The sequence below is a fragment of the Solibacillus palustris genome, from assembly GCF_022549215.1.
GTDB lineage: Bacteria > Bacillota > Bacilli > Bacillales_A > Planococcaceae > Solibacillus > Solibacillus daqui.
The window spans coordinates 1,140,444-1,165,677 of record NZ_JAKZFC010000001.1 but is presented as its reverse complement, the minus strand read 5'-3'; the positions used below and the strand labels follow the sequence as shown (position 1 = coordinate 1,165,677).

24 protein-coding genes are annotated in these 25,234 nt (G+C 34.8%); 7 read left to right on the top strand and 17 right to left on the bottom strand.

Annotated elements, in window-relative coordinates:
- Positions 1-18 precede the first annotated feature (18 nt).
- On the top strand, positions 19-1,188 hold the full coding sequence (locus tag LZ480_RS05495; RefSeq protein ID WP_241368371.1) for an MFS transporter: 1,170 nt from the start codon (positions 19-21) through the stop codon (positions 1,186-1,188).
- Positions 1,189-1,231: 43 nt separating this feature from the next.
- On the opposite strand, the gene LZ480_RS05490 is transcribed toward LZ480_RS05495, so the two are convergent.
- The gene (locus LZ480_RS05490; protein WP_241368370.1) at positions 1,232-1,471 is read right to left on the bottom strand and encodes a DUF3977 family protein; all 240 of its coding nucleotides are present in this window, start codon (positions 1,469-1,471) and stop codon (positions 1,232-1,234) included.
- Between the two features lie 3 nt (positions 1,472-1,474).
- Positions 1,475-1,909: a GNAT family N-acetyltransferase gene (locus tag LZ480_RS05485; RefSeq protein WP_241368369.1), complete on the bottom strand. Its 435-nt coding sequence runs from the start codon at positions 1,907-1,909 to the stop codon at positions 1,475-1,477.
- A gap of 296 nt (positions 1,910-2,205) precedes the next feature.
- Here LZ480_RS05485 and LZ480_RS05480 point away from each other — a divergent pair, with 296 nt between their 5' ends.
- Positions 2,206-2,904 carry a class I SAM-dependent methyltransferase gene (locus LZ480_RS05480; protein WP_241368368.1) on the top strand — a complete coding sequence of 233 codons (699 nt, stop codon included), beginning with the start codon at positions 2,206-2,208 and terminating at the stop codon, positions 2,902-2,904.
- Between the two features lie 348 nt (positions 2,905-3,252).
- Here the strand turns inward: LZ480_RS05480 and LZ480_RS05475 are convergent, their stop codons facing one another.
- On the bottom strand, positions 3,253-3,561 hold the full coding sequence (locus LZ480_RS05475) for a hypothetical protein (RefSeq protein ID WP_241368367.1): 309 nt from the start codon (positions 3,559-3,561) through the stop codon (positions 3,253-3,255).
- A gap of 464 nt (positions 3,562-4,025) precedes the next feature.
- Between LZ480_RS05475 and LZ480_RS05470 the strand changes: the two genes are divergently transcribed.
- Both LZ480_RS05470 and LZ480_RS05465 read left to right on the top strand, forming a co-directional pair.
- A complete protein-coding gene (locus LZ480_RS05470) occupies positions 4,026-5,300 on the top strand; it encodes a helix-turn-helix domain-containing protein (RefSeq protein ID WP_241368366.1) in 1,275 nt (424 codons plus the stop codon).
- Entirely contained in the window at positions 5,300-5,464 is a 165-nt protein-coding gene (locus LZ480_RS05465; RefSeq protein WP_241368365.1) for a hypothetical protein, read from the top strand. The genes LZ480_RS05470 and LZ480_RS05465 overlap by 1 nt, the downstream gene beginning before the upstream one ends.
- 92 nt (positions 5,465-5,556) lie before the next feature.
- On the opposite strand, the gene LZ480_RS05460 is transcribed toward LZ480_RS05465, so the two are convergent.
- The 6 genes from LZ480_RS05460 to LZ480_RS05435 form a co-directional block, all read right to left on the bottom strand.
- The gene (locus tag LZ480_RS05460) at positions 5,557-6,189 is read right to left on the bottom strand and encodes a LysE family transporter (protein WP_241368364.1); all 633 of its coding nucleotides are present in this window, start codon (positions 6,187-6,189) and stop codon (positions 5,557-5,559) included.
- A gap of 317 nt (positions 6,190-6,506) precedes the next feature.
- Positions 6,507-8,198: a methyl-accepting chemotaxis protein gene (locus LZ480_RS05455; protein ID WP_241368363.1), complete on the bottom strand. Its 1,692-nt coding sequence runs from the start codon at positions 8,196-8,198 to the stop codon at positions 6,507-6,509.
- 457 nt (positions 8,199-8,655) lie between these two features.
- The gene (locus LZ480_RS05450; protein ID WP_241368362.1) at positions 8,656-9,444 is read right to left on the bottom strand and encodes an ABC transporter permease; all 789 of its coding nucleotides are present in this window, start codon (positions 9,442-9,444) and stop codon (positions 8,656-8,658) included.
- Between the two features lies 1 nt (position 9,445).
- Positions 9,446-10,219: an ABC transporter permease gene (locus LZ480_RS05445; protein WP_241368361.1), complete on the bottom strand. Its 774-nt coding sequence runs from the start codon at positions 10,217-10,219 to the stop codon at positions 9,446-9,448.
- Position 10,220: 1 nt separating this feature from the next.
- Entirely contained in the window at positions 10,221-11,192 is a 972-nt protein-coding gene (locus LZ480_RS05440; protein WP_241368360.1) for an ABC transporter ATP-binding protein, read from the bottom strand.
- Between the two features lie 100 nt (positions 11,193-11,292).
- Positions 11,293-12,312: an ArsR/SmtB family transcription factor gene (locus LZ480_RS05435; protein ID WP_241368359.1), complete on the bottom strand. Its 1,020-nt coding sequence runs from the start codon at positions 12,310-12,312 to the stop codon at positions 11,293-11,295.
- A 172-nt stretch (positions 12,313-12,484) separates the two neighbouring features.
- Here LZ480_RS05435 and LZ480_RS05430 point away from each other — a divergent pair, with 172 nt between their 5' ends.
- Complete coding sequence (locus LZ480_RS05430) at positions 12,485-13,519, top strand: S66 family peptidase (protein ID WP_241368358.1); 1,035 nt, start codon at positions 12,485-12,487, stop codon at positions 13,517-13,519.
- Positions 13,520-13,567: 48 nt separating this feature from the next.
- On the opposite strand, the gene LZ480_RS05425 is transcribed toward LZ480_RS05430, so the two are convergent.
- The 6 genes from LZ480_RS05425 to LZ480_RS19850 all read right to left on the bottom strand — a co-directional run bounded on the left by LZ480_RS05425 (position 13,568) and on the right by LZ480_RS19850 (position 19,849).
- Entirely contained in the window at positions 13,568-14,590 is a 1,023-nt protein-coding gene (locus LZ480_RS05425) for a zinc-dependent alcohol dehydrogenase (RefSeq protein ID WP_241368357.1), read from the bottom strand.
- Positions 14,591-14,676: 86 nt separating this feature from the next.
- Positions 14,677-15,222: a TetR/AcrR family transcriptional regulator gene (locus tag LZ480_RS05420; protein WP_241368356.1), complete on the bottom strand. Its 546-nt coding sequence runs from the start codon at positions 15,220-15,222 to the stop codon at positions 14,677-14,679.
- A 154-nt stretch (positions 15,223-15,376) separates the two neighbouring features.
- Complete coding sequence (locus LZ480_RS05415) at positions 15,377-17,284, bottom strand: LTA synthase family protein (protein WP_241368355.1); 1,908 nt, start codon at positions 17,282-17,284, stop codon at positions 15,377-15,379.
- Positions 17,285-17,546: 262 nt separating this feature from the next.
- On the bottom strand, positions 17,547-17,987 hold the full coding sequence (locus LZ480_RS05410; RefSeq protein ID WP_241368354.1) for an ASCH domain-containing protein: 441 nt from the start codon (positions 17,985-17,987) through the stop codon (positions 17,547-17,549).
- The gene (gene abc-f, locus LZ480_RS05405; protein ID WP_241368353.1) at positions 17,984-19,597 is read right to left on the bottom strand and encodes a ribosomal protection-like ABC-F family protein; all 1,614 of its coding nucleotides are present in this window, start codon (positions 19,595-19,597) and stop codon (positions 17,984-17,986) included. The genes LZ480_RS05410 and abc-f overlap by 4 nt, the downstream gene beginning before the upstream one ends.
- A gap of 120 nt (positions 19,598-19,717) precedes the next feature.
- Positions 19,718-19,849 carry an RAxF-45 family protein gene (locus tag LZ480_RS19850; RefSeq protein ID WP_255731203.1) on the bottom strand — a complete coding sequence of 44 codons (132 nt, stop codon included), beginning with the start codon at positions 19,847-19,849 and terminating at the stop codon, positions 19,718-19,720.
- A 180-nt stretch (positions 19,850-20,029) separates the two neighbouring features.
- On the opposite strand from LZ480_RS19850, the gene LZ480_RS05400 reads away from it, so the two are divergent.
- The gene (locus LZ480_RS05400; protein ID WP_241368352.1) at positions 20,030-20,827 is read left to right on the top strand and encodes an alpha/beta fold hydrolase; all 798 of its coding nucleotides are present in this window, start codon (positions 20,030-20,032) and stop codon (positions 20,825-20,827) included.
- A gap of 244 nt (positions 20,828-21,071) precedes the next feature.
- Entirely contained in the window at positions 21,072-21,542 is a 471-nt protein-coding gene (locus LZ480_RS05395; protein ID WP_241368351.1) for a DinB family protein, read from the top strand.
- A 179-nt stretch (positions 21,543-21,721) separates the two neighbouring features.
- On the opposite strand, the gene LZ480_RS05390 is transcribed toward LZ480_RS05395, so the two are convergent.
- Both LZ480_RS05390 and LZ480_RS05385 read right to left on the bottom strand, forming a co-directional pair.
- On the bottom strand, positions 21,722-22,906 hold the full coding sequence (locus LZ480_RS05390; RefSeq protein WP_241368350.1) for an MFS transporter: 1,185 nt from the start codon (positions 22,904-22,906) through the stop codon (positions 21,722-21,724).
- 359 nt (positions 22,907-23,265) lie between these two features.
- Positions 23,266-25,128 (bottom strand): MFS transporter, encoded by a 1,863-nt coding sequence (locus LZ480_RS05385; protein ID WP_241368349.1) that lies wholly within the window; start codon positions 25,126-25,128, stop codon positions 23,266-23,268.
- Positions 25,129-25,234 lie beyond the last annotated feature (106 nt).

Genomic DNA, 25,234 nt, shown 5'->3' with positions numbered 1-25,234 from the left:
AAAAGGCTGGTGAATGGGATGCCCTATGTTAAAAAAATATTTTATATTCAATTTTCGCTTGATTTAATAAGCGGTGCATTTTTAGTGTTAAGCTCTTGGACTATTTTTGCAACGACCGGAAGCTTGCTTTTAACTGGGCTTTACGTTAGCTTAGGATTTGTTCCAAGCCTAGTTGCCAATCTTTATGTTGGAGCGATTGTCGATCGACGAGATAGCAAAAAGATGATTCAAATTGCCATAATTGTTATAGCAATCGCACTTTTAAATACGCTATTTAGTTTTCAAATGGATACAATTTATGTGCTGTATATATCACAAATGCTTTTACAACTAGGTGGTAGTATTTTTAGACCATCCGTACAAGTGTATATGACACAGCTGTTTGAACACGACCAATTACCTTACCTATATACAAAGTCCGCCTCTATTTCAATTTTTGGCGGAGTAGTTGGTACATTTATCGCCAGTCAACTTATAGATTACTCGAATATATCTATTTTACTACTCATGCTTTGTTGCATAGCAATTACTTTAGCAATTACTTACACATTACCTAATACAGTTCAAGCAAAAACACAGATTCAAACTACAATTCATCAAGATTTGAAAGATGGCTTTCGTTACATTAAATCTAAGCCGATATTTTGGAAACTCTTCGTTATACTTGGCTCTGGTCAAGTTATTACTCATTGCACAACAGGATTTTTAGCTGCCTATACGTATGAAACGTTTGCAAATAATGCGACTGTTTATGGCTATTTACAAGTAATATTAACGATAGGTGGCATCTCAATCGGATTATGTTCAAAGAAATTCATAACAAAATTAAACAATATTCTCTCACACATTGCATTTTCGCTACTTAGCCTAGCTTTGATACTTTGTGTATTTAGTAAAAGTTATATTGTTATTGGTATTAGCTTATTTTTAATAGGTTTGTTAACAACATGGATTCGAAGCCACTTTCAAGCAGTTCAACAAATGCATACTGCTACGGGTTTTAATGGTAAAATGGCGAGCTTTCGAATGATTATCAATCAAGGAAGTGTTGTTTGTATTAGTCCACTCTTAGGTGTCATTGCCTCTGTTATTGGAACGAACTATATTTTTTTAATATTAGCGGTTATTTCAACAGCTTCGTACTTCTTAATTCGAAACATGTATTCTATTAGTGTAGATAATGTGTGATAAGGTAATAAAAAAACGTCTTCATAGGAATTTCGAAGACGTTTTAATCATTACTTACAATACCAAAAATCAACTTAAATTCATTTCGATTCTTCTCTTTAAACTTTATGCCTTCCTTTAAATCAATAATAAGCACCGTTCTCCAAATCCAAACTCGTATATAGGCAGACTGAAATTGAATTGGACCAACAATACCTTTCTCTTCGTATTCTGTGCCATCCGCTAATTCCGTTTCTGTTCGTAAAAGCCATCTATTACCGATGCCAAATTCGATAAATTTCATACTTTAGCTCCTCAATTTTTTCAAAAATCCTGTACTTTTCGCAGCGTATCCTAATCGCTCATAAAATTGATGTGCTGCCTTACGTTCTTCTCGATTTCCACTATTTAATGTAACTGCCACACAATCGTTGTTACCTGCCCAATTATCTACTTCCTGCATTAAGCACTGCCCGATATTCTTTCGACGATGCTTTTCATCTACAACTAACGCTAAAACCCTTACATATGGCTCATCAAATTCAAATGCCCATTGTTTCATAAATCCGGCAAACCCAACTACTTCCCCTTCAAGCTCAGCAATAAAGATGTGATAGTTTGGTGAATTTATTAGCTTTTCAAAACGATTTTGCAGTGTCGAAGAGGTCGTAGGATAACCGAGCTGTGTCATTAATTGTGTTAGTTCAAGAATATCTTCGTTTTTGAATTGACGAATTTTCATAAAATACCATCCTTTCATTTATCTTAATAGTAATATTTGTAACAAATGTCATACTCCAATATTAATAAGGTACCGTGAATATCTCCCATTTCCACCCAGTCAATTTGTCATCATTTCACTTACTTTCCCTCAATTAATGGATAAAAACTCCAAATCAATAAAACTAACCATGTTAAAATGCATTTCCACCGCGTATTAACACCTAAAAAACAATCGATTTAATATGTTTATAAACTATATGTAACATTCCTCAATTCATATTATATTACAATTTTTACTATTAAAGGAGGGATTCGATGTTAGTGAAGGATGAACAGGATGTATATGACTTATTAGACTCTTTATTAAGAGAGCCCACACAATTTTGGGATTCGTTTTATAAGGATCGTAAAGATAAGGAAATTCCATTTTTTTGTAACCGCGTTGACGAGCATTTAAAGAAGTATGTTAAAAACAATATGATTCAACGTGGTCGCGTACTTGAAATTGGCTGCGGCAATGGACGAAATGCAATTTATTTAGCAAAAAAAGGCTTCTCGGTAACAGCAGTTGATTTATCACAGGAGGCTATAAATTGGGCGACACAACAGGCTAGCTTGCAAAATGTGGATATAGAATTTTACTGTGAAAATATTTTCAATTTAAAATTTCCAAATGAGTCATTTGATTTCATTTATGATTCCGGCTGTTTTCATCACTTACCACCACACCGAAGAATTACTTACATACAATTTCTTCATCACCATTTAAAACATGATGGCTATTTTTCAATTAGTACCTTTAAAGAAAATGGTAAATACGGTGGCTCCGCTCTTGCAGATGAGCAATATTATATCGATCGAAGCTTACATGGTGGTATTGGCTACTCGAAGGAAAAATTAAAAAAAATTTTTAAAAGATTTGAAGAAATTGAAATACGAGATATGCATTACGACAATTTAACGCACGATGAATTTGGTTTAGAGGATTTTGTTGTTTGCTTATTTAAAAAGTAAAGCATATTTAAGCTTTATACATTTTATTGGTACAGCTTTTAAAATTTATCAAAATAGGCCAACACATATTGAACCATAAACGCCTAGTAATAACCTGTCTTCTAGGATTTCTATACCTTTTGCGTAATTATTCCTCCTCCATATTTAATAAATTGGACTGGGTTAATTTTATATGCAAAGCTGAAAGCATGACTTTTTAGTTACTTTCATGAAGATTTAGGGTTTCAATTTTAACTGATTTTACGTAAACGTCAAATAGCGCCCACCTGTTTTTCAGGGGGCGCTATTCGACAAATACTTACATTTTATCATATGTGAATGATAAAATTAAAATTTGATTTTTACTATTTATGATATGTATCTATTATTAACAAGGTCCATATGTAAATTTAAATTTGACATTTGAAAGAAAGTATTTATTTTGCATATAAATGCTTCACAAAATTCTTTTTCTTTTGCCCTTTCAACTTCCCATTCACAAGAAAGTGTAATTCCAATTGCCCCTTCATCAGGTGGATTTAACATTATCCCTGTTTCAAAAATTAGAACGTTTGTCACCGCAGCTATATTTAAAATTGCCATTTGAAGAATCGTCGTTTCACGGTCTGTAAAATGTTCTTGTAAATGGCCAATCACCTCAAATTTTAAATAAGTCATTATGTTTGCCTCCTGTTAGCCTCATGTAAACTCAGTATGTACACTTTTTCCAATTAAAAAAATACTACTTCATTAATCCCAAAACTATTTCAAACTATATTAATTGTTACCATATTAATCAAGATAGACTAAACTACAAGTAACCCTTATGCATTATTCATTTCGCCAAGATCAGATGCGGATCCCAATAAAATATAAATATGTTTCTTCATCAAATCACCTTCAAACTAGCACATTATGTATTAACAAGTAAGATCAGTTTTCTAGAGAGTACAAATGGTAAAGTGATTAATAAAACAACTTTTCATTACAATTGGCTTATAATATATTAATATTATATACACTATCTATATGGTAATAAACGTAATTAAGTTGGGAAATTCCTCATAAAATTGCACAATTAAATAGAACTATTGAGAATAAAATTTCATATTTCATGAAATTTTTCGTTAGGAGAGAGTAATTTGATAGGCAAACTTATAAAATCAGAACGAATTAAGCAAGGTAAGAAACAAAATGTATTAGCAAAAGGAATTTGTTCTGCTTCATATTTAAGTAAAATAGAAAATAATCAAGTTGCGCCAAATTCTGAAATCTTACAATTGCTAGCTAATCGACTTAATTTAAATCTGGATTTGACGAAATCCGATATAGAAAATCATCATGTATATCATGAAGAATTTTTCTCCATTTATAAGGAGGTTATTCAAAAACGTTCTGCATCGTATACAAAAGAGATGCTTTCATATTTAAGTGATAAACGATCTAATTATTTTTCTAAAGAAACATTTTTTGATTTTAAAATACTGCAACTTTATTTGTTACTTAATATAGGAACAAATTGTGATGAAATCGATTCACAAATTGCTGTGCTTTCAAGTAATGTCCAAAGTTTCGACCACAAACAGGGCTATCTGTTTGAAAAGTGCCTCGGTATTCATTGTTATAATAACAATCAATTTAGCCGTGCATGTGATGCCTTTGATCGAGCAGCTCAAAAACTACCTTTTGAGCATTTTGGGGAAATTGAAAAAGCAGACTTATCTTATATAAGGTCTTTAGCATTGTTAGCAAACAATCAATATTTGCAGTGTATTGAATATTTAACCTACCCTACTCAATATTTTATGAATAAAGTTAATTTTTCTCGCCTTATCGAATGCCTACTAATCGAAGGTATAGCCCATCAAAAATTAAAAAGCTTAGAAAAAGCGCAGGAAATTTATAGTAAGGCTCTTAATTTAGCTGAAAACCTGCAATACAACAATACCATTCCTGCGATTTATCAAAACCTTGGATCTGTGAATTCTTCCTTAGGTAATTTAGAAGAGGCACTTGATTATTATTTTAAAAGCTATGAAATGAAAGTCACTTTAGAAAAACAACTAATTACGATTTTTTCTATTATACAAATATATTCAAAATTAGAAAATTATGTTACTATGGAAACGTGGATTGATAAAGGGATATCGCTAGTAGAAAATCGTGAACGATACAGATCTTACAATTACCATTTCAAATTGTACTATCAATTATTTATTCAACTTGATGATTTGAAGTTTATTCATGAAGCTATAAGTCACTTTGAAAATATAAAAGATGCTCGCCATGTCTATAAATATGGTATTAAAGTGGCTGAAATATTAAAACAACAGCAAAAGTATAAGTTAGCAACACACTATTATGAACGCGCGACTTTCTCTAAAAATCAAACTGTCGGCTACTGGGAGGATTTATAATGAAGAAAAAAAGAATTTTATTTAACTTACTATTTGTTTTTGGAATAGGCTTATCTTTATTGCAATTTACTAGTTCTGCCCATGCAGAAAATGAATTACCTCCAATTGGCGTTAAAAATATTGTTATTCCCCAAGAAAATACATATTCACCTAAAGATTTTTAAAATTCATATTATAAAGCATCAAAAAATGAACCTACACACTTTGAAAATATAATTCAAAGGATGTAGGTTTTTTATTGTCACACAATTAAATTTTAAAGATAGCTTTTTAAATCAATAATAAATTCATAAATAAAATAACACCCAAATCCAAATAATAACACGCCAGCAATGATTGATGCCCACTTAATCATTTGACGATTCATTACTTTTCTTGTTAATGCAACAATTGTTAATAAGCCGATATCATGTAATAGAATTCCCGATAATATCCCTAATGCTACGATAATAAACTGATTTGTACCACTTACATTATAGGAATCTGCCAGTACTGCTCCAAAAACGGAAATCCAAAACACTAAATTCCCTGGAGAAACAGCAACTAACAAACCATTTCGATACGTCGTAAAAAAAGATTTATCCACTTTTTCACCGGCTAGTGTAATGTCCTTATCGGCATTTTTAATAGAATCATAAGCAAGCATAAATAAAAAGAGTGCTCCTATAATCCAAAGCGGCATTTGAATATACGGCAAAGCTAAAAACTTCGCAAGCCCAAAGTACAAGGCAACGATTAATAGCACATCAATCGTCATGCCTCCAATTCCAACAGCCCATCCATAAATAAAACCATTTTTTAAACCTTGTTTTGTCATTTCAACAGTAATTGCCCCTACAGGCATTGCAATTGCAAGCCCTATTAAAACATAACCAAAATATAAACTCATTGAAACACTTCTTCCAAAAATTGATCCCCTCTTACGTCCGTTTATAAATATTATTGTATATGAATAATTATAAGAATTCAATTTTTGTTTTATCTTTAAATAAATCCCAAATCACCTAAATTTGCATAGTTCTGGATAAGAGGCGAATACACTTTGTTCTGCTTGTACATTTGTAGCGTTTTCAGAAAAGATGTGTTTAAATAATTCTACTCTACAAATAAATCAAAATTTTACGCAATGGAATCTAAGCAACAATCGTCAAAAGAAAAAGCCTTCATAGTATGCATATCCACATACATATGAAGACTACTTTACTTTTATAGCTTAAATCGTTGCATTTGTGTATTTAAGTCTTCAGCCATTGTAGCTAGTCGTTCCGAGCTAGTAACGATTTCTTCCATGGTACCTACTGTCTCATCAATCGTAGCCGTTGTTTGTTCTACACCGGCAGCCGATTCCTGGGTAATTGCTGCAATTTCGTCAATTGAGTGGTTAATTTGCTCTGTCGTCGCAGAAATTCCTTGTAGATTTTCCGTGATATTTTGAATATTCGTCGACATACGATTCACAGCTGTCGAAATTGTACCAAACGTTTCACCAGTTTCAGTTATTTGTGCGGTACCTTTTTTCACTTCGTCATAGCCTGTTTGTAGAGACATTGTGACATTCGTTGTTTCGCTTTGAATACGTGTTACAATCGAAGAAATATCTGTGACAGAAAGGGATACTTGCTCTGCTAATTTACGTACTTCATCTGCTACTACCGCAAAGCCTTTCCCCTGTTCTCCCGCTCTTGCCGCTTCAATCGCCGCATTCAGTGCGAGTAAGTTTGTTTGATTTGCAATGCCGTCAATTACTTCTACTAATTTTGAAATTTCTTGTGATTGACTATTTAATCCCTCTACCTTTGATACTGCTTCTTGTACGATGCGGTCAATTGTATACATTTGCTCTGTAGAGGCATTCATCAACCCTTGACCTGTTTCTGTTAATCGTAATACCGTTTGAGAACCATTGGCCATTGTCGTTCCTTGTTCTGTAGCTTGCTGCACATTTACTTTAAAGCTTTCCATCATATTGGCTAAATCACTTGCACTGCTAGCCTGCGACTCGGAACCTTCCGCCAAGTCTGTCATTGTCATTGCAATTTGCTGTGAGCCGTCTTTTACACCAGCAGCTGATTGTGCCAGTTCCTCACTACTTGCCGCTACATTTGCAGAAACTCCATGAATTGTGCTTAATAAGTCATGTAGCTTACCATTCATTGTGTTCGTTGATTGGACAAGTAATCCAATCTCATCTTGCGTTTTTTGTTTTAATGGTGGTAGGCTCATATCGCCGTCTGCCATCGCTGTAATTTTCTTTACAACTTCCTTAATCGGTGTAGTAATAATGCGCGCTGTAATGATGGCCACGATAACTGATAGTATAATAATTAGCGTGCCAATGGATGCACCTAAGTACATTGTTACCTTCGACTGTTCAACCATCTCTTTACCAAGTTTATTGATAGACTCTTTTTTTGAATTTGCGAATTCCTCATAACCGGTCATTACTTCCCTTGCGAGTAAATCGGTCTTTGCTAAATTTTGAATGGCAAGCTCCTTATTCCCCTGATCGTAAACATCAAATACTTCAGTTTTGACACTTTCTCGCCATTCTCTTGCCTTATCCACAAGGTTAGTTAACTTTTCATTTTTTTCCAATTCATTTATAATTGCAACATTTTCTTCTGCAATTTTTACATACTCATCAAACGAGTCTTTAGCGCCAGAATTTCCTAACAATACATAGCTTTTCGCTGCTGATGTACGATTGCTTATCGATGACGACAATTTTTCACTCGCTGTTAACAGTTGTAGCTCTTTTTCAATGATATTTTCAGCGGTCGTAATAACTCGAGCATTTGCAAAATAACTGTATGTACTAAACCCGAAAATGAAAATGATTACTACAAAAAAAGCACTTAATATTTTTGCCCTAACTGATTTGAAACTAAATTGTTTCATTATAAAGATACCCCTCTCTATCACAAAAAATCGCATATATTTTCCTAATATATTAATTATTTCCCCAATATATCATATCAACTTTGTACCGACATCATTCTTTATGCACATTTCTTTAGTAAAATTTATAAATAACTAACAAATTAGAGCTAAACCTTTATACCCAATAGTATTATTTTACCTAACTAAATTTTTTACACGGTACTATATATACAAAATTACTTCAAATGCATTTGTTTTCACCATTACTTTTCTACAAAAATTCGCGTAATATAAAATCGTTATCTAAAACTATTACTACTTACACATCCTTTGTGGACTCGCGCTTTTCCCTTGAATATTCACATTATGACAAGCATATCCATTAACGTATTTCTATCACTGACATGTATTGAAAAAGTAAATAAGACCCACATTCGGTACTATAACCGGATGCAAGTCTTTTCATTTATCGCTATTAACTTAACTCCATTGTCCCCTTTACCCTTGCCAAATACTCAGCATATCGAATGGCAACAAGGCTAATGATAAAATAGAGACAACCAAGTAATAATTCCTGTGTCATGAGTTGAAAAAATTGCGGCGCATGCCCTTCCGTTACAAGTGCTTTTGTTAACTCTACTCCACGCGTTAATGGAAAATACTTTGCCAGCTCACTTAACCAGCTTGGCATGACAGATAACGAATAATTGGCCCCACTTAATAGAAGTAAGACACTGCCTAATAGATTTGACAACAAATGCATCGAGGGCGTCCAAAAGCTGCATGATGCTAATATGAGACCTAGACAGCATGCAGAAAAAATCGAAACAAACCAAACAACGATTAGTGGTAATACAGCTGAAACAGGAATCGAAATATTAAATAATAACAGCCCAAATCCAAGTCCTAAGCAAGCTGTGAAAACACCATTTAAAATATGCGGCACGGACCTTGCGAAAAATAGCACACTTTTAGAAGCAGGTGAAGCCATTACTATTGGTAATGTCCCCATTCCACGATCAGATGTTACAACAGACATCATGCCAAATACCGCGCTCATCACACATAACAGCAGTGCATTGGCAGCAATATAGCCAGCTAGCCCTTCTCCCTCATACACGTAATTTACAAGCATCCCGAAAAACAAAATTTGCGTTAACGGGTTTAATAGCATCACGAGTATATAGGTTCTCGGATTTAAAAAACCGAATAGTGCTGTGTAAGAAAGCTTTGCATGCCGAGTAAATCTTAGTAAATTTTCCATATTAATAAACACCTAGCTTTCCATCAATTCTAGCTTTATGATCCACTGCTTTATACGTAACAACCCCAATAATGAAGTAAACTAGCGTCACTGCACCAAGGTGTAAAAAGGCCTCAGTTATATCATTTATGGTAGAATTTCCATTCGTCACAGCGCGTAATAGCTCAATCGCAAAAGTTGGCGGCAATAGATAAGAAATCGGCTGTATCCAAAACGGTAAAATGGAGATTGGAAATAAAAACCCACAAATTAAAAAAATCGGGTATTCAATAAAATTCATTAACGCTTCAGCCTGTTGAGATAATGTAAAAATAAGTGCCATGACAAATGCAAAAACTGAAATTGCCATCATCACTACGAGTAGTGCTAACACAACAAATGCAATATTTACAGCTGGCATTTTTATTTGAAACACAACGGCTAAATAGAAAAATGCTAGCACCATCGAAATAAAACCCCAAATCGTATTCCCAACAATTTTTCCCATTAAAATTACTGCGAATGATGCAGGCGCCACAAATATATTTTCTAATGTGCCATACATGCGCTCCCTATTAATATCACTTGCAGAAGAATAAACAATCGAGGTCCATAATCCCATAAAGCCCGCCCCTAATACAACATATTGGAAAATGCGTTCAGGTGATTGATTACCATAAATAAAATAGGTGATCGTTGCATAAAAAAGTGGCGATATCCAAATCGTAAATTGAAACATCGGGCGCGCCATTGAAAGCTTCATTTGCAGTACAATACTATGTAAAAAGGCGTGCATATTAGTTCCCTCCAATCATCGCAATATATGCATCTTCAAGTGTCGGCTTTGTGATAGCTAAATCGACAACATGAAATTGTGCCGAACTATATAACACCATTACAATTTGCTGAGGCTGCTCTGTTGCTATTCTTACCTTCACACCATTTTGTAATGGCTGCATTTCCATTACGTTAATTTGTTTTTCCGCTAATGAATCGCGTAGCTCCTGTTCAGGAGAACCGACAATTGTACATTCGACAATCGATTGCTGATTCGTATGTTGTTTCAAATTTTTCGGCGTATCAATGGCAATAATTTCACCATTGTTTATAAACGCAATACGGTCGCAAAGTTCATCTGCCTCAAACATGTAGTGCGTTGTTAATACAATCGTTGTACCTTGTGCATTTAAATTTTTGATTAAATCACGTAATTTACGCGCACTTATCGGATCTAAACCGATTGATGGTTCATCTAAAAATAAGATTTCTGGATTATTTAATAAGCCACGTGCAATTTGTAAACGCTGCTTCATGCCTTTTGAAAATGTTTCCACTTTGCGATGTGCAGCTTCTTCTAGCTCTACAAGCCTTAGTAACTCTGGAATTTTGTTTTGTTGTACCGCTCGCGGAATTTTATATAAATCTGCGAAATACGCTAAATTGTCATAGGCTGACAAGCGCCAATATAAATTACGCTCTCCACCTAAAATGAAATTAATACGTGGTCGAAGCGCTTTATATTCACTCACCGGGTCTAATCCAAAAATTTTGATAGTACCAGCACTCGGAATAAGCATTGTCGTGAGCATTTTGATTGTTGTTGTTTTTCCAGCACCGTTCGGACCGAGTAGCCCAAAAATTTCTCCTTTGTTGACTTCAAATGAAATCCCCTTTACCGCTTCAACCTGATTCGTCGACTTTTTCCAAAATCCAGATTTGATTTGATATGTTCTTTGGACATTTTCCACTTCAATTACTGCACTCTTCATCTGATTGACCCCCAATATTAGATTGATATCTAATATGATAGTCATCTAATATATAAATTGCAACAGTTATTAGAAAAATGAAAAAGCTTAATCATCTCGATTAAGCTTTTAAAAAGTGCTGCATTGCTTGAAGTAGCTCGTTTAGCTGTTCTTTGTTTGCAGTAAAATATTTTATTGTCCCGATTTTTTCTTCCGTAATAAGATTAACTTTTTTCAATATTTCAATATGGTGCGATACAGTAGCTGTTGTAATCCCTAAATATTCTGCAAGCTTTGCCCCGTATTCTTTATTTGATGCCAGCATATTTAACATTAACAAGCGATTAGGGTCACCGATTGCCTTTAGCTGCTTTGCTAGGTGCTCACTTTTTTCACGCTTATCTTCAACAGGTGTTGTCGTTCCGAAAATGATATAACACACATCATCATTAAAAATGCGAACACGATACGGTGACATGCAGTAGCTCGGAATAAAATGATACAGTTTATAATCGTGCACACGTCTAAACGTTTTTCCCATAACATATTGCGCACGTGCTAACGGTTCTAATTTTAAGTTTTCAACTGTCGAGATTGCTTGATTTATCGAATCCTTTTTTTTATTTAATAACGCTAAGAAGACTGAATGGTCTCCAATTTTCATCAATAATTCAGCTAACTGTTGCTTAAAAATTGTAACATTTTCTAATAAAAGTTGAGCGAAAGCTATTGCTTCATCATCTTGCCAATAATAGGTACGCTCTATTTGTGTAATTTGTGAAGGATTTTCTATCAGTTCTTGAATTGTTTTAAGTGGAATAGCTTCATCCCAAAAATAGTACAGTACATATTCATTTTTCAATTCGCGCAATTTATTTGCAAATAATTGTGTTGATGTGAGTTGCGGTACTGGAAGTAAATAGTTCAATAACTGATAACGTTGATTGACCGGCATCGGTTTCAAAAATGCCGTAAATGGATGCTGTTCAACAAGTTGTATTAGCTGTTGATATTCTTTAAAAATAGCTGCTTTATTGGATACTTCATAAGCTATTAATAATGCCATCGCTTCAACAACTGGTGCTGACGAAACCATTACCTGCTCATTCGTATGTTCGAATAAATCAAATTCACTCCCCATTGTTATCGTCCTTTCATGCTGAAACTATGTATAACCTGTATCATACCGTATCTTTAAGCGAAAAGAAAAGTTAGAAAAACAAGTAATGCAATTTTCTCTAGCAAATTGTCTCAGAATCCGCTACAATAGCATTTACATATTTTTACTTACTAATCCATATGAGGTGATGAGGATGCTAAAGAAACCAACAAAACTTAAGCGTGGTGATACCGTTGCCACAATTAGCCCTTCATGGGGTGGAGCAGGTGAAATCGATTTACGCTGGCGCTATGAACAAGGGGTAAGAAGGCTTGAGGAAGTATTTGGCTTGAACGTTATTGCCATGCCAAACAGTTTGAAAGGTGCACAGTATTTATACGAGCATCCAGAAGCACGCGCCGCAGATTTAATGGCGGCGTTTCAGGATTCCAATATTAAAGCCATCATCGCAAATATCGGTGGTGAGGATAGTGTTCGGCTACTACCATATATAGATTTTGATGTGATTCGTGACAATCCAAAGATTTTTATGGGGTATTCTGATACAACAATTTCGCACTTATTTTGCTTAAATGCAGGCATATCGTCATTCTATGGACCATCTATTTTAACTGATTTTGCGGAAAATGTTGAAATGGACCCTTATACAATTGAATCAATTGAGCGCACATTGTTTTCAAGTGAGGTAATTGGTGAAATCTTACCCGCTCCTAAATGGACGAGTGAATTTTTAGATTGGAGTCAATCAAACAAATATACACGCCGTACAATGCGCAATAATAACAGAGGCTATGAGTTACTACAAGGATTCGGTACAGTACAAGGACGCTTAATCGGTGGCTGTATTGAAGTGTTAAATTTCGTGAATGGCACTTCACTTTGGCCAAACAAAGGTCATTGGCAAGATAGCATTCTCTTTTTCGAAACGTCTGAAGAACTGCCCAAGCCAAATAATTTACGCTACTGGCTACGAAACTATGCTTTACAAGGTATTTTACAGCAAGCAAACGGCATCATATTCGGTAAACCCCAAAACGAGAAGTATTACGAAGAATATAAAACCGAAATTTTAAAAGTACTAAAAGAATATAACCTTGAACATTTACCAGTACTATATAACATGAATTTCGGCCATACAGAGCCGAAGTTTATTTTGCCATACGGTGTACTTGCTGAAATTGATTGTGACAATAAGACGTTTTCGATTTTAGAAAATGCGGTAGAATAACAAAGTAAGCGCCTGCTTCTATTACGAAGCAGGCGCTTACTTTCTTAATTAGTTCGTTACATCAACAATTACTTTGATTGAATCCTTCCCAGCAATTGCTGTATCAAACGCTGTTTGAATTTCGCTTAGCGGATACACTTGCGTTACCATTGTTGCAATATTTGTTTTCTTGTTGTTTAAGTGATTAATTACTTTTATAATATCCTCGTTCGTATAACCTGACGCCCCAACAATTTGCACCTCTTTACTCATTACTTGCGCTAAGCTTAAAGGTACTTCATTTTTATACACCGCAATAACTGCAATTCGTGCATTTGGTTTAACAATTTCCATCACTTGTGTAAATAATGGTGCCGCACCTGCAGCATCAACAAAAGCATCTACATTTGGTACATCTACACCGTATACATTTACTGTCCCAAAAATGTCAGAAAGACCTTCTACTAACGACACCTTTGATGTATCCACAACGGTTGCGCCAATTTCTTTTGCCTTTTCTAAACGCCAGTCTACCATATCTACAACTGCAACATTTGTAATACCTTCACCGATTAACATCGCTGCAGCCGATAAACCAATTGGACCCGCACCTAAAATAACAATATTTTCACCTGTTTGTGGCTTCACAGAAAATGCACCGTGACAGCCTACACTCATCGGCTCCACTAATGCCCCCTCTTCAGGTGATACATCGTCGTTTAACGGATATAAATTATGATGCTTTTTTGCATCTTCTATTAAAATATATTGTGAAAACCCGCCCGCTTCCAAAGAATAACGACGACCCGCGCGTTTTGCTGTAATCGGGTTAACAGCAACAAACATCCCTACTTCTAAATCTGCTACATTTTCCCCTTTCGCTTCAATAATGCCCGCAAATTCATGGCCGAATTCCTGCTCAAAACGAATGCCCATTTCAGAACCGTATTTCACGATATTAATATCCGTACCGCAAATACCTCCACGTAAATTACGCAATAAGACATCATTTGGACCAACTTTTGGCATTGGGCGCTCATCTACTTCTACTAAATTAGCACCTTTATAAATTCCAGCTTGATAGTTTGTCATTTTATTAACCCCCTTGTTTATTTGCATTCAGTATAAGACAAATTAACAGATAAATAATAAACAAATTCTATTAAAATGTAGCCAAACTAATCTGAATGCGGAGATAATCTGACAATCGCATTCACTAATTGCTCAGGAGAATATTTATAATCAGACTCCGCCCACATTATGATAGTACCGAATAATGCCGAAACCCCGTACCACGATACAATAATTTGATCGACACCTGTCCCCGGAAAATCAAATTTCGCAAGATCTGTCGTATGCTTTGAAATACGCTGTTGAAAATGCGCTAATAATGCCTTATTAAAACCTGTAATATTTTGCGATGTTAACAAAATTTTATAGGTTTTTTGATTTGCTTTGATATGCTCTAATAGCTGCAATAACGCGTCATACTCAAAGCCTTTCGTATACGTTTTATAATTAAGCGGCTTCATAAATTCGTAAAGCTCTAAAATATAATGTTCAATAAATTGTTCATGAAATTCCACTAAATTGTGAAAATGCTTATAAAATGTCACGCGATTGATATTAGCTTTCGTCGTTAACATTTGAATTGTCATTCTCTCTGGTGTTTGTTGTTTAAGCAACGATAAATACGCAGCAAACAGCTTTTTCCTTGTCTTCATTACGCGTATGTCTATGTTTTGTTTGATTTAGATCACCTACTGTCTCTATTAAAAAGATCTTAACTTAACATATATCAAAAGGTGCCTTTTGTAAAAGAAACAATAAAAAAGACACTGCGAAATTTAATAAAATTAGGCAGTGTCTCCATTTTAGTTATTCCGAAAGAACTTTTCCGTCTTTTGAATAAAAACGTAATAAGTCTCCGTTTACAACTTTATCAGAATAATTTAGTTTTTCTTGAACCATAGCATGTAATTTCTCAGCCTGTTCATATTGTGAAGGATCTAATTCTAATCCCGTTTTACGATCATAATATTTGCCGTCTAACGAATAAATCGTTGGGCTGACAAAGTTACCATTTCTAAATGGAATAACTTCGCTATGATCTGCAGATAAAATATCTGAACCAAAGTGAATATTGTTTTGTGTCTCCACACCTAATAAATGTAGCACGGTTGGTAAAAGGTCCATTTGTCCAGCATACGTGTGGTTAATGCCACCCTCCATGCCCGGCACATAAATTAGTAACGGAACACGTTGTAAATCGGCGTTTACAACAGGTGTTACTTCTTCACCGATAATCTCCGACATAGCACGGTTATGATTATCGGAAATACCATAATGGTCGCCATACATAACAATCATCGTGTTGTCATAAAGACCTGATTCTTTTAAATACGTAAAGAACTCCTCGATTGCTTCATCCGCATAGCGCGCTGTTTGGAAGTAATTATCGACACTTGTATCACCCGTTGTCGCTTTGTCAATTGTCACTAAATCTTGATCCATTTTAAATGGGAAATGGTTCGCAACCGTAATAAATTTTGTATAAAACGGCTGTGGCAATGTTTCTAATAAACTCTGTGACTGCTCGAAAAATGGTTTATCTAATAGGCCGTATTCCGCCATGTTTTTAGGATCGCTTGTGTCATAGCTATCTGCACTGAAAAACTCATCATATCCAAATTGATCATAAATAATGTTACGATTCCAGAACGTACCACTGTTGCCGTGGAATACTGCAGATGTATAACCGTAGTCTTTTAAGATCGTCGGTGCTGCTTCGTACTTATTTTGCCCTTTCGTAATAAAGGCCGAACCTTGTGGCAAGCCGTACAATGAATTTTCTAGCATAAACTCAGCATCAGATGTTTTCCCTTGTGCTGTTTGATGATAGAAATTATCAAAAAACATTGTATTTTCATTTTTCGCTAATGAATTTAAAAACGGTGTTACTTGCTGACCATTTAACTCATAATCAATTAAAAATGATTGCATAGATTCTAAATGTAAATAAATAACGTTCATATCTTTTGCTTTGCCAAAATATTCAGGATTTGGTTCAGCATAATTTGATTTTGTATAGTTGATAATTTCCGTGATGTCACTACTATCCGCAAGTGCACGTTCTGAAGATGCTTCTGCCGTTTTTACTGTGTCGTAAATCGCATAATTGTACATCCCTAAATACTTCACAATATAACTACGGTCAAAACCACGTGCTAGTAAATCTGGACGATCTTTTTCTGCTAATAATAAATTCATCGAAGAAACGATCAATGCCAAGGCAACCGCGATGACTGGCATTTTGAAGCCCGTTTTTACTTGCTTAAACTGCTCTTTTTTTGCAATACGTAAGTAGATAAGTAAGGCAACATCAATGAAATACAATAAATCCAATGGGCGAATCAGCGCAAACACACTACCGGTTAAATCCCCAAAGTTTTGCGGTTGATAAATCGTTGGTAACGTAATAAAGTCGCTAAAGAATCGGTAATACACGACATTTGAATATAATAAAATCGTCATTAGTGTATAGACGACTACCAAAATGCTCATTTTTCTTTTGCCTCTAAATAAAAAGGCTACTGATAAAAATAATAGTGCTGAACCTAGTGGGTTAATTAATAATAAAAAATGCTGAAGCGTTCCCTCAACGCTTAAATCAAATTGTGTCAATTGCGTTATATAGGTTTTTATCCAAATCATAAAGACAGCTAATAGATAAATCCCTAAAAAGCCGTTCAATTGAACTCCTTTTTTTCCTACTAAATCTTTCATCTCTTTGATCACTCTTTCTTTGTTCAAAAGCTTTTCAATATTGTTTGAAAAACATTAATCACTATATCAAAAAATCTATGTTTTATGCAACTATTATGAAACGATTTGCAGTTACAAAGGTTGCGGAATTTGAGCGGATTTAGATTCAAAAAGAAAAATAATATAATTTTAAATTTTGAGAATTCGTTTTCACTAAACCACATTTTATACGCTAATGATGTCATTTACGAGCAGCGTTGCGTCTATTTTAATGAGACGTTAACTATTTCGGATACACTTTTTCAAATCGATCACAAACTGTTAGCATTTTTTCTGAAAATTCCATATTGTATTCAAGTAAAATATTACCAAAGAATGCGATGTGAGCCTCTTTCCATTGTTCATAAGTTCCTTCACCTTCTGCTAATGCAAAATCAACGGGCACTTCATTAAATGGATAAATTTCTATTGAATACGATTTAATAATTGCAACAGGTTCACCTTGACTGTTTAAGACAATTTGATAATCACCTACTGCAGGTAAAGCTTCTCCCTCAATTTCATATAAAGGATAGCTTGAACAAGTCGCTGTTTTTGTTCCATCCACTACTAGGCTTGCTAACCAATCTGCTTTCTCCCCAAACTGGAACGCCTCTGTATATTGAATATTTATTAATCCTTCTAGTTCACAAAAACGCTTCCAATATGCTTCAATCTTATTCATCTGTTTAACTCCTTTTGTTTCGATTTCGCCCATTCAAATGGACCTTCATGGACGGTTAGTTGCTGATTTTCTAGCCATGCCGTTCTCGTAAATAATTTTTGTAAAAAGTAGCGGTCATGGCTAATCGTAATTATGGTTCCTTCAAATTTTTCAAGCGCTTCTTCTAGTGCTTCTCTTGATTCAATATCTAAATGATTCGTTGGTTCATCCAACACAAGAACATTGCATTTCTGAACCATAAGTTGCGCTAAACGAAGTCGCATTTTTTCTCCACCGCTAAGCTGCTCGACTTTTTTAAATACATCATGACCATAAAATAAAAACTGTGCCAACATATGCCGCGCATCATATTCCGTTAATGACACTTGTTCGCGAAACGCATCGATTAATCGTTGCTTACCATCGAATTGGTCAAATTGCTGAGCGAGGTAGCCAATTTTCAAATTGCTCCCTTGCTTTATGTGCCCATCTAGTGGCTGCAATTGTCCAAGCATGATTTTCATAAGCGTCGATTTCCCTGTCCCATTATTTCCGACGATTGCTAAACGATCTTGAAAATAAACGGACAACTGAATATCCATAAATAAAAAATCTTGGGCAAAACCATGCGAAACATCGGTTAACATAAACACTTCTTTCCCTGTTCGATCCTCTGTTTTTAGTTGTAAATTCATTTGGCGTTCTTTTTTTGGCTTTTTTACTAGTTCCATGCGAGCAAGCATTTTTTCCATCGTTTTTGCTTTTCGGTATAAATCTGGATTCGGTGGCGACGCTTCATTCGCCCATTGACGTAGTCGACGAATCGCCTCTTTTATTTTTTGAATTTTTTTCTGCTGTTCTTCATAGTCTGCAAATTGTTGAGCTATTTTTGCCTCTTTATTTTGAAGGTATTGATCGTAATTCCCCTTGCTCACCCAAATTTCATCGTCTTCAATTTCAGCAACATACTGCACAATGTTGTTTAAAAACATTCGGTCATGTGAAATCACAATGACCGTCCCTTTGAAATAATGTAAATAGTCTTCCAGCCATTCCGTTGCAGCTAAATCTAAATGATTTGTTGGTTCATCCAAAAGAAGGATACTCGGCTGTTGCAATAATATTTGTGCAAGCATGACCTTCGTTTTTTCTCCACCACTTAACGCATCAAATGGTTGCTCTAATAACTTAGTAACCTTTAATCCATTCGCAATGGAAGCAATTTTCGCCTCTATTTCATATCCGCCATTGGCAAGATATTGCTCCTGTATTTCACCATATTGATTAAGAATTTTCTCCGACATATCCGTCTGCATACGCTGCTCTAAATCCATAAGTCTTGCTTTCATTGCATGTAATTCGGCAAACGCTTCAGATAATACCTCAAAAACGGTTGCATTTGTGTAGCTCGGAATTTGATGCAAATAGCCAATTGTTTGCCCCTTCGCTTTAATAATGCGACCTTGATCAGGTTGTTCGATTCCTGCTAGCACTTTAAAGAGTGTCGTTTTTCCACTACCATTCCGACCTACTATCGCCACGCGTTCTCCCGTATTCACTTCAAATGAAAGATCTTTAAAAATGGTGTTACCACCCATTGTTTTCGTTATATTTTCTGCTTTTAACTGCATATTTCTACGCCTCCACAGCGTAGCTTAGAATTAAATTTCTTATTTTCTCCACGAAAAAAAGACTGCTCCTTAACGAAACAGTCTTTCCATTGTTATGGTGAAAAGAATGAGGTTAATTAGCTACGCATGATTTTTAAATTGTCTAAAAAAGGGCATACCTATCCCGTTAGACGTAAATTTAAACGTAATGACACGTGCAAAATACATAGCAGTATCTACTTTTACACCTGTCTCCATAGCTAACTTATTCATTCTGTTCACCTCCGTTCATTTAAATTATTTTAATATTACCATATTTCAATCAAAAAAGATATACTACAAATAAAAGGAAGAAAATTTTCTTAAGCGCTAAATAAAACACTCGCAACGATTTAAATGCAATTGAGGGTTTTTCCGATAATTTCGAAGATTAATAATGAAAGGAGACTTTTGTTGGTTGCAAAACAATTTTTTAACGGTTGTCACGGTAAAATGTCATATGTAAAAATTGAAGGAAAAAAAGATTTTCCAACAATTATTTTTATGGACGGATTTGGAGGAGCAAGCAATTATTTAGGCTTAAAAAATATAGCAAAGAGAATAGATACTCGTTATCCAAAATTATTTATTGATCGCTTAGGTGTTTGTGAAAGTGATGAAACAGATGTTGAGAGAACTTGGGAAAACATCGTATTTGAAATTCATGAGTTAATCAAACATGTTGAACAAAATCCTATTTTATTTTTTGCCCATTCAGCAAATGGTCCTCTTGCTCTCGCCTATCAGCATGCATATCCAGAGGACGTACTTGGCATAATCGGTATTGAGCCTACCACAAAAGATGGCGAATTTTTGTTTCAAACAAAGGCATATAAAGAAGCGATTTCCTGGATGGATAAGCTTTCCCCTGAGGAGCGTAATCAGATTTTCATCGACTCGGAATGGACAGAAAATGAAAAGCTAGAGGAAGAACGAACTGCAAAACATATCACTGAAGGCAGTACATTATTTAATGAATATTTAATGGGACAAAAAAATTTACAAAGTATTTCGCAATTACCTAAAAATAAGAATTTACCTGTACTAATATTTTTACAACCTTTTCGCGAAAAGGAATACCGTTGCTCTGAATATGCTGGAAATAACACTACTTATATTTTGTTGGAAGGTCATCATTATTTACATCGTGTTCATCCAGATAAAATAGCGAAAGAAGTAACTAGATGGCTTAACTATAATGTGGGATATTAGTAATTTTTCATGTTTAAAATCTAATTTATACCTTACCTAAAGTTATTCAATTGTCTAATTGATTGAATAACTTTTTTAAAACAAGCAACTGGCTCTTTTTTTATTACGATATTCAACAAGCCTAACAACCCTTTTTCATACCCAAACTCCAGTGCTTTATAAAACCTTGTAACTGAATCTGTAAATTGTTCGCATTACATATCTATTTGCTCTTAAAAGAAAAGGTCTTTAGGAGGTGATTAACTTGCTTATAGAAAAATCCGAAATACTAGCACATCAACGTAACTTTCTTAATTTCATACAAAGCTTAGAACAAATTAATGAAAATGTTATACTAACACCGATATGTGATGGAAAATGGTCGGCCATCGAAATAATTGGTCACTTTTACCCTTGGGATGAATTTGTCTTGCAAAATAGGCTTCCTTACTTATTAACTAATAGCAGTTTCCCACCAAGTCCAAACGCTGACGATTTAAATTTACGTTCAGCTCATCTAGCAAGGAAGGAACCTGCTCAACACACATTTGAAAAATGCATTCGTATTCGGACTGAATTAATTGAAACATTAAACGAGCTCCCTGAAGAAAATTGGTTAGCTGAATTGAACATTAACCAATCTACATTATCCCTTTATACTTATTTAAAAGGTTTAATGGAACATGATATTCACCATATGAAACAAATACAATCCTTTTTAAAAAGTGAGACCTAATTTAAAGATATACATTTCGCGCCAAATGTCGTCGCATCTTTGTAGACTTCCTTGAGAATTTATACTTTCCTATCCACAAAAAAGGAAACGCTGTAAAGTCAACGTTTCCTTTTTATTTTCAACAAATTTCCAATTCGAGAAACCCAGTATACAATCATTCCTTATTACAAACTGTTTCTTTAAGCTATTTTCCGCATTCTCCATAAAAAGTACACTGTAGGAATGATTAAAATAGCAGACATAATAATTCCACCTTGAACCGATGTATAAAGAGCAACCATCCCTACTAATGGTCCGCCAGCTACTTGACCAAATGCATCAAGCTGACCATACATGGAAAGCGCAGTTGCACGACCTTGTGATTGTAATTGTTTATTCGTTACAACAGTTATTAATGGTGAATTTACTGCTCGTAGCGAAGCAATTACCCAGTATAGTAATATTGCCAGTATAAACTCCTCACTCATTGCGAAGAACAGCATAGCCATGACGAGCAATCCATTAAGTACTAGTAAAAGGCACGTAAAACGTTTTTTCACATACGTTTCGACAACTTTTAAAATACCTATATTTAATAAAAAGGCAATTGCGTAAAATGCACCAAACCAGTAAACTGCTTCTTCTGCCTTCAATTGAAAACCTTCTATAAAATGAGCACCCCAAAGTCTATCAAAACCTTCGCTAGCCAATCCCACAAATAACGTAATAGCAGCAAGACCAAGTAAAATTGAATTACCTTTTATTTGAGCAAATCCGCCCTTGATTGCTTGCTGCATTTGATGAAAACCTGTCGTCTCATCATTGGCCATCCGCACAAATTTTGTTTCAGGTACGATTCTTAAAGAAATCATTGCAATGACAACGAGCAATCCACCCGCTATTAAGATTGCAATTTGCACCGAAAAAGCAGTAGCTAAAAGGACGCTAACAATAATCCCCAAGAAACTACCAATTGAGCCATACCTAGCGCCTTTTAGAAAAACAGAATCTAATTCATTATTTTCTAACTCGTCCGCAATCCATGCCGTTTCTGCACCACTAATGAATGTCCATCCAATGCCCCATAAAGCAGCACCTATTGCAATTGCCCAAAATTCGGGGAAACTTCCTTCTAATAGATGCGCAACACCTATAATGAAAGTCCCAATAACAAATGATTTTTTTCGTCCCCAAAAATCAGCAACTAATCCAGTCGGTATTTCAAAGAATAAGATGGCCAATTCCATAATCGTTCCAATTAAAACCAACTGTAACGGGTTCAAACCTGCTTGAGAAACATAATAAATCGCATTTAATGTAAATACGATATGAATACAAAACGAACGTGAACTCGATAAAAAATAATAAATGTTTTTAATGTCCAATTTTTTGCCCTCCGAATTTTTTGAGTCGAATATGAAACTCAAATCGGAGAATAAGTGACAATATTAAATTAAACCAACATATCCTCCGATTCGTTTTTGATTGTTAAAGTAATGGCTAACATATTCCTCTCTCCTTTTAATTTGATTAGTAAAATATACACCATAATTACATAAATTGTAAGATAGTAGTAAGAAGTTTTTTAGATCTATTCATTAGATATTCCGAAATACAAAAAGACCAATTTCCGTGAATGATTTAACCTTAAAATTAGATGCCCTAACAATTAAGGTGGAGTTCAATACAGATTGGTCTTAAGGGTAATTTAAAAATATTTAATAAAGGAAACATTTATAAATAACTAGTTTATTTGTAACACCGTTCTAAGGTATAGTTTCAAAGCTTCTAACTGTCCTTCTGTGTCAACTTCCTTATTTCCAGCGAGATGTGTTTGTAATAAGATGCCATCAGTAACATTGATTAAAAAGGTAGCAATCGTATGAAGTGGCTGTATCGGATCAAATTCACCTGTTTCCACTCCTTTTTCAAGCAGTTTAATATAGTTCTCCCTTGCACGATTAAAGCGTGTTAATAAATAAGGAATACGCTCCATTCCTTCACTTCGCCACCCCGTAACAAAATATTCATAAGTAACGGCGCTAATTTTATGGAATGATTCTTTATTATACGCATCTAATATAGTCTCTATCGTTTCCCAAACAGGTTGATTACTTTTGATAAAATCATGAATTTTCTTTTCAAACTGTTCGTCTCTTTCTGCCAGAATGCTCTTCAACATTTCTTCTGTACTAGAAAAATATTGATATACTCCGCCTCGGCTCATCCCTGACAATTCAACAACATCTTTCATTGTTGTTGGTTCGAACCCCTTTTGACAGAATGCCGATTCTGCAGCCTTCAATAGCTCATGTTTGCGATTTTCTTTATATTGTTGCGATACTTTAGGTGACATTTCGATACCTACTTTCGATAGAGATTTAATAATAATGGTTAACAAGCTCACCACAACCAAGGATGTACCTGATACAATGAATGTCATTACAACACCAAACACTTCGGATAGAATTCCCCCTAAAACCATTCCAATTAATGTCCCAAGTGTCGTCATACTGTTGATTATTCCGAACACACGCCCAGTTTTATCTACTGGAGTAATTTTTTGTGCAAGGATATTTAAAGGAATAATCGCTGAACCAAATGAAAAGCCAGCTAAAAAAAATAACATAGGATAGGCAATTGTAAGAAATGTAGTGGAAAGATGTGACATAGCAGCAACTGCTATCAATGAAATTCCAAGGCCAAAAGCTCCAAAAAACATACAATTTAGCGTCGAATGAATTTGTTTTTTTGTAAAGATAGCGGATGCTATAAACATTCCTCCACCACTAGCTGCCATGCTATAACCCGCAACGGTTACTGGATCTTTAAAGATCTCCCTTAAAAGGACCATAAATTGTGTATCGGCAATTTGTAAAACGAGAAGCAGTAATGTACTAATAATCAAACTAACTAAAATAACAGGAATCCCTTTAAGGAAAGTAAAACCTTCTTTCATCTCTACTAGTAAATTTGAAAATATCATCAACTTCTTTTGTTCGATTTCCTTTGCTACAACTTTACGATCATACTTTGGGACTCCAAGTAGTAATAGGGCTGACAAAGCAAACGTAAACGCATCAATATAAAATGCCAATTGAATGCCTAACGTAGCAACAACCATTCCACTAAGTACGGGGCCAATAATTTTTGCCCCATTATCAATCATTGCGCTAATTCCCATTGCAGTTTGAATTTGGTCTTCTTCTACGATTTCTTTTAATTTACCATTTTTTGCGGGAATAAATAATGCAACAAATGAACTTTTCAAAAACAACAAAACATATACTTGCCATAACTCTGTTGAAAAAGCTACCCCTAGAACGAGAACCAAGCACACTAAATCAGATAGTACCATGATGAATCGTCTTTCAATACGATCACTTAGAACCCCACTAATCGGACCAAACAAAACCATAGGACCAACAAACACTAGCATGACACCAGACACCGCCAATGGTGAAGCATTCCATTTTACAGCAACCAAAGTCATAATGGCTAAAATATCCAACCAATTACCAATAGCCGAAACAATTTGAGAGGCAATTAAAAATAAAAAAGACTTATTTTTATACAGATGCGTTGAATAAGTAACACTAGTCATCATAATGTCCCCCTTTTCATAATATAAAGCAAAAAACTGACAACCTTGTCACTATTATAAAGTGACAAGGTTGTCAGTTTCAATAATTTTATAAAATTGTATTATTTAA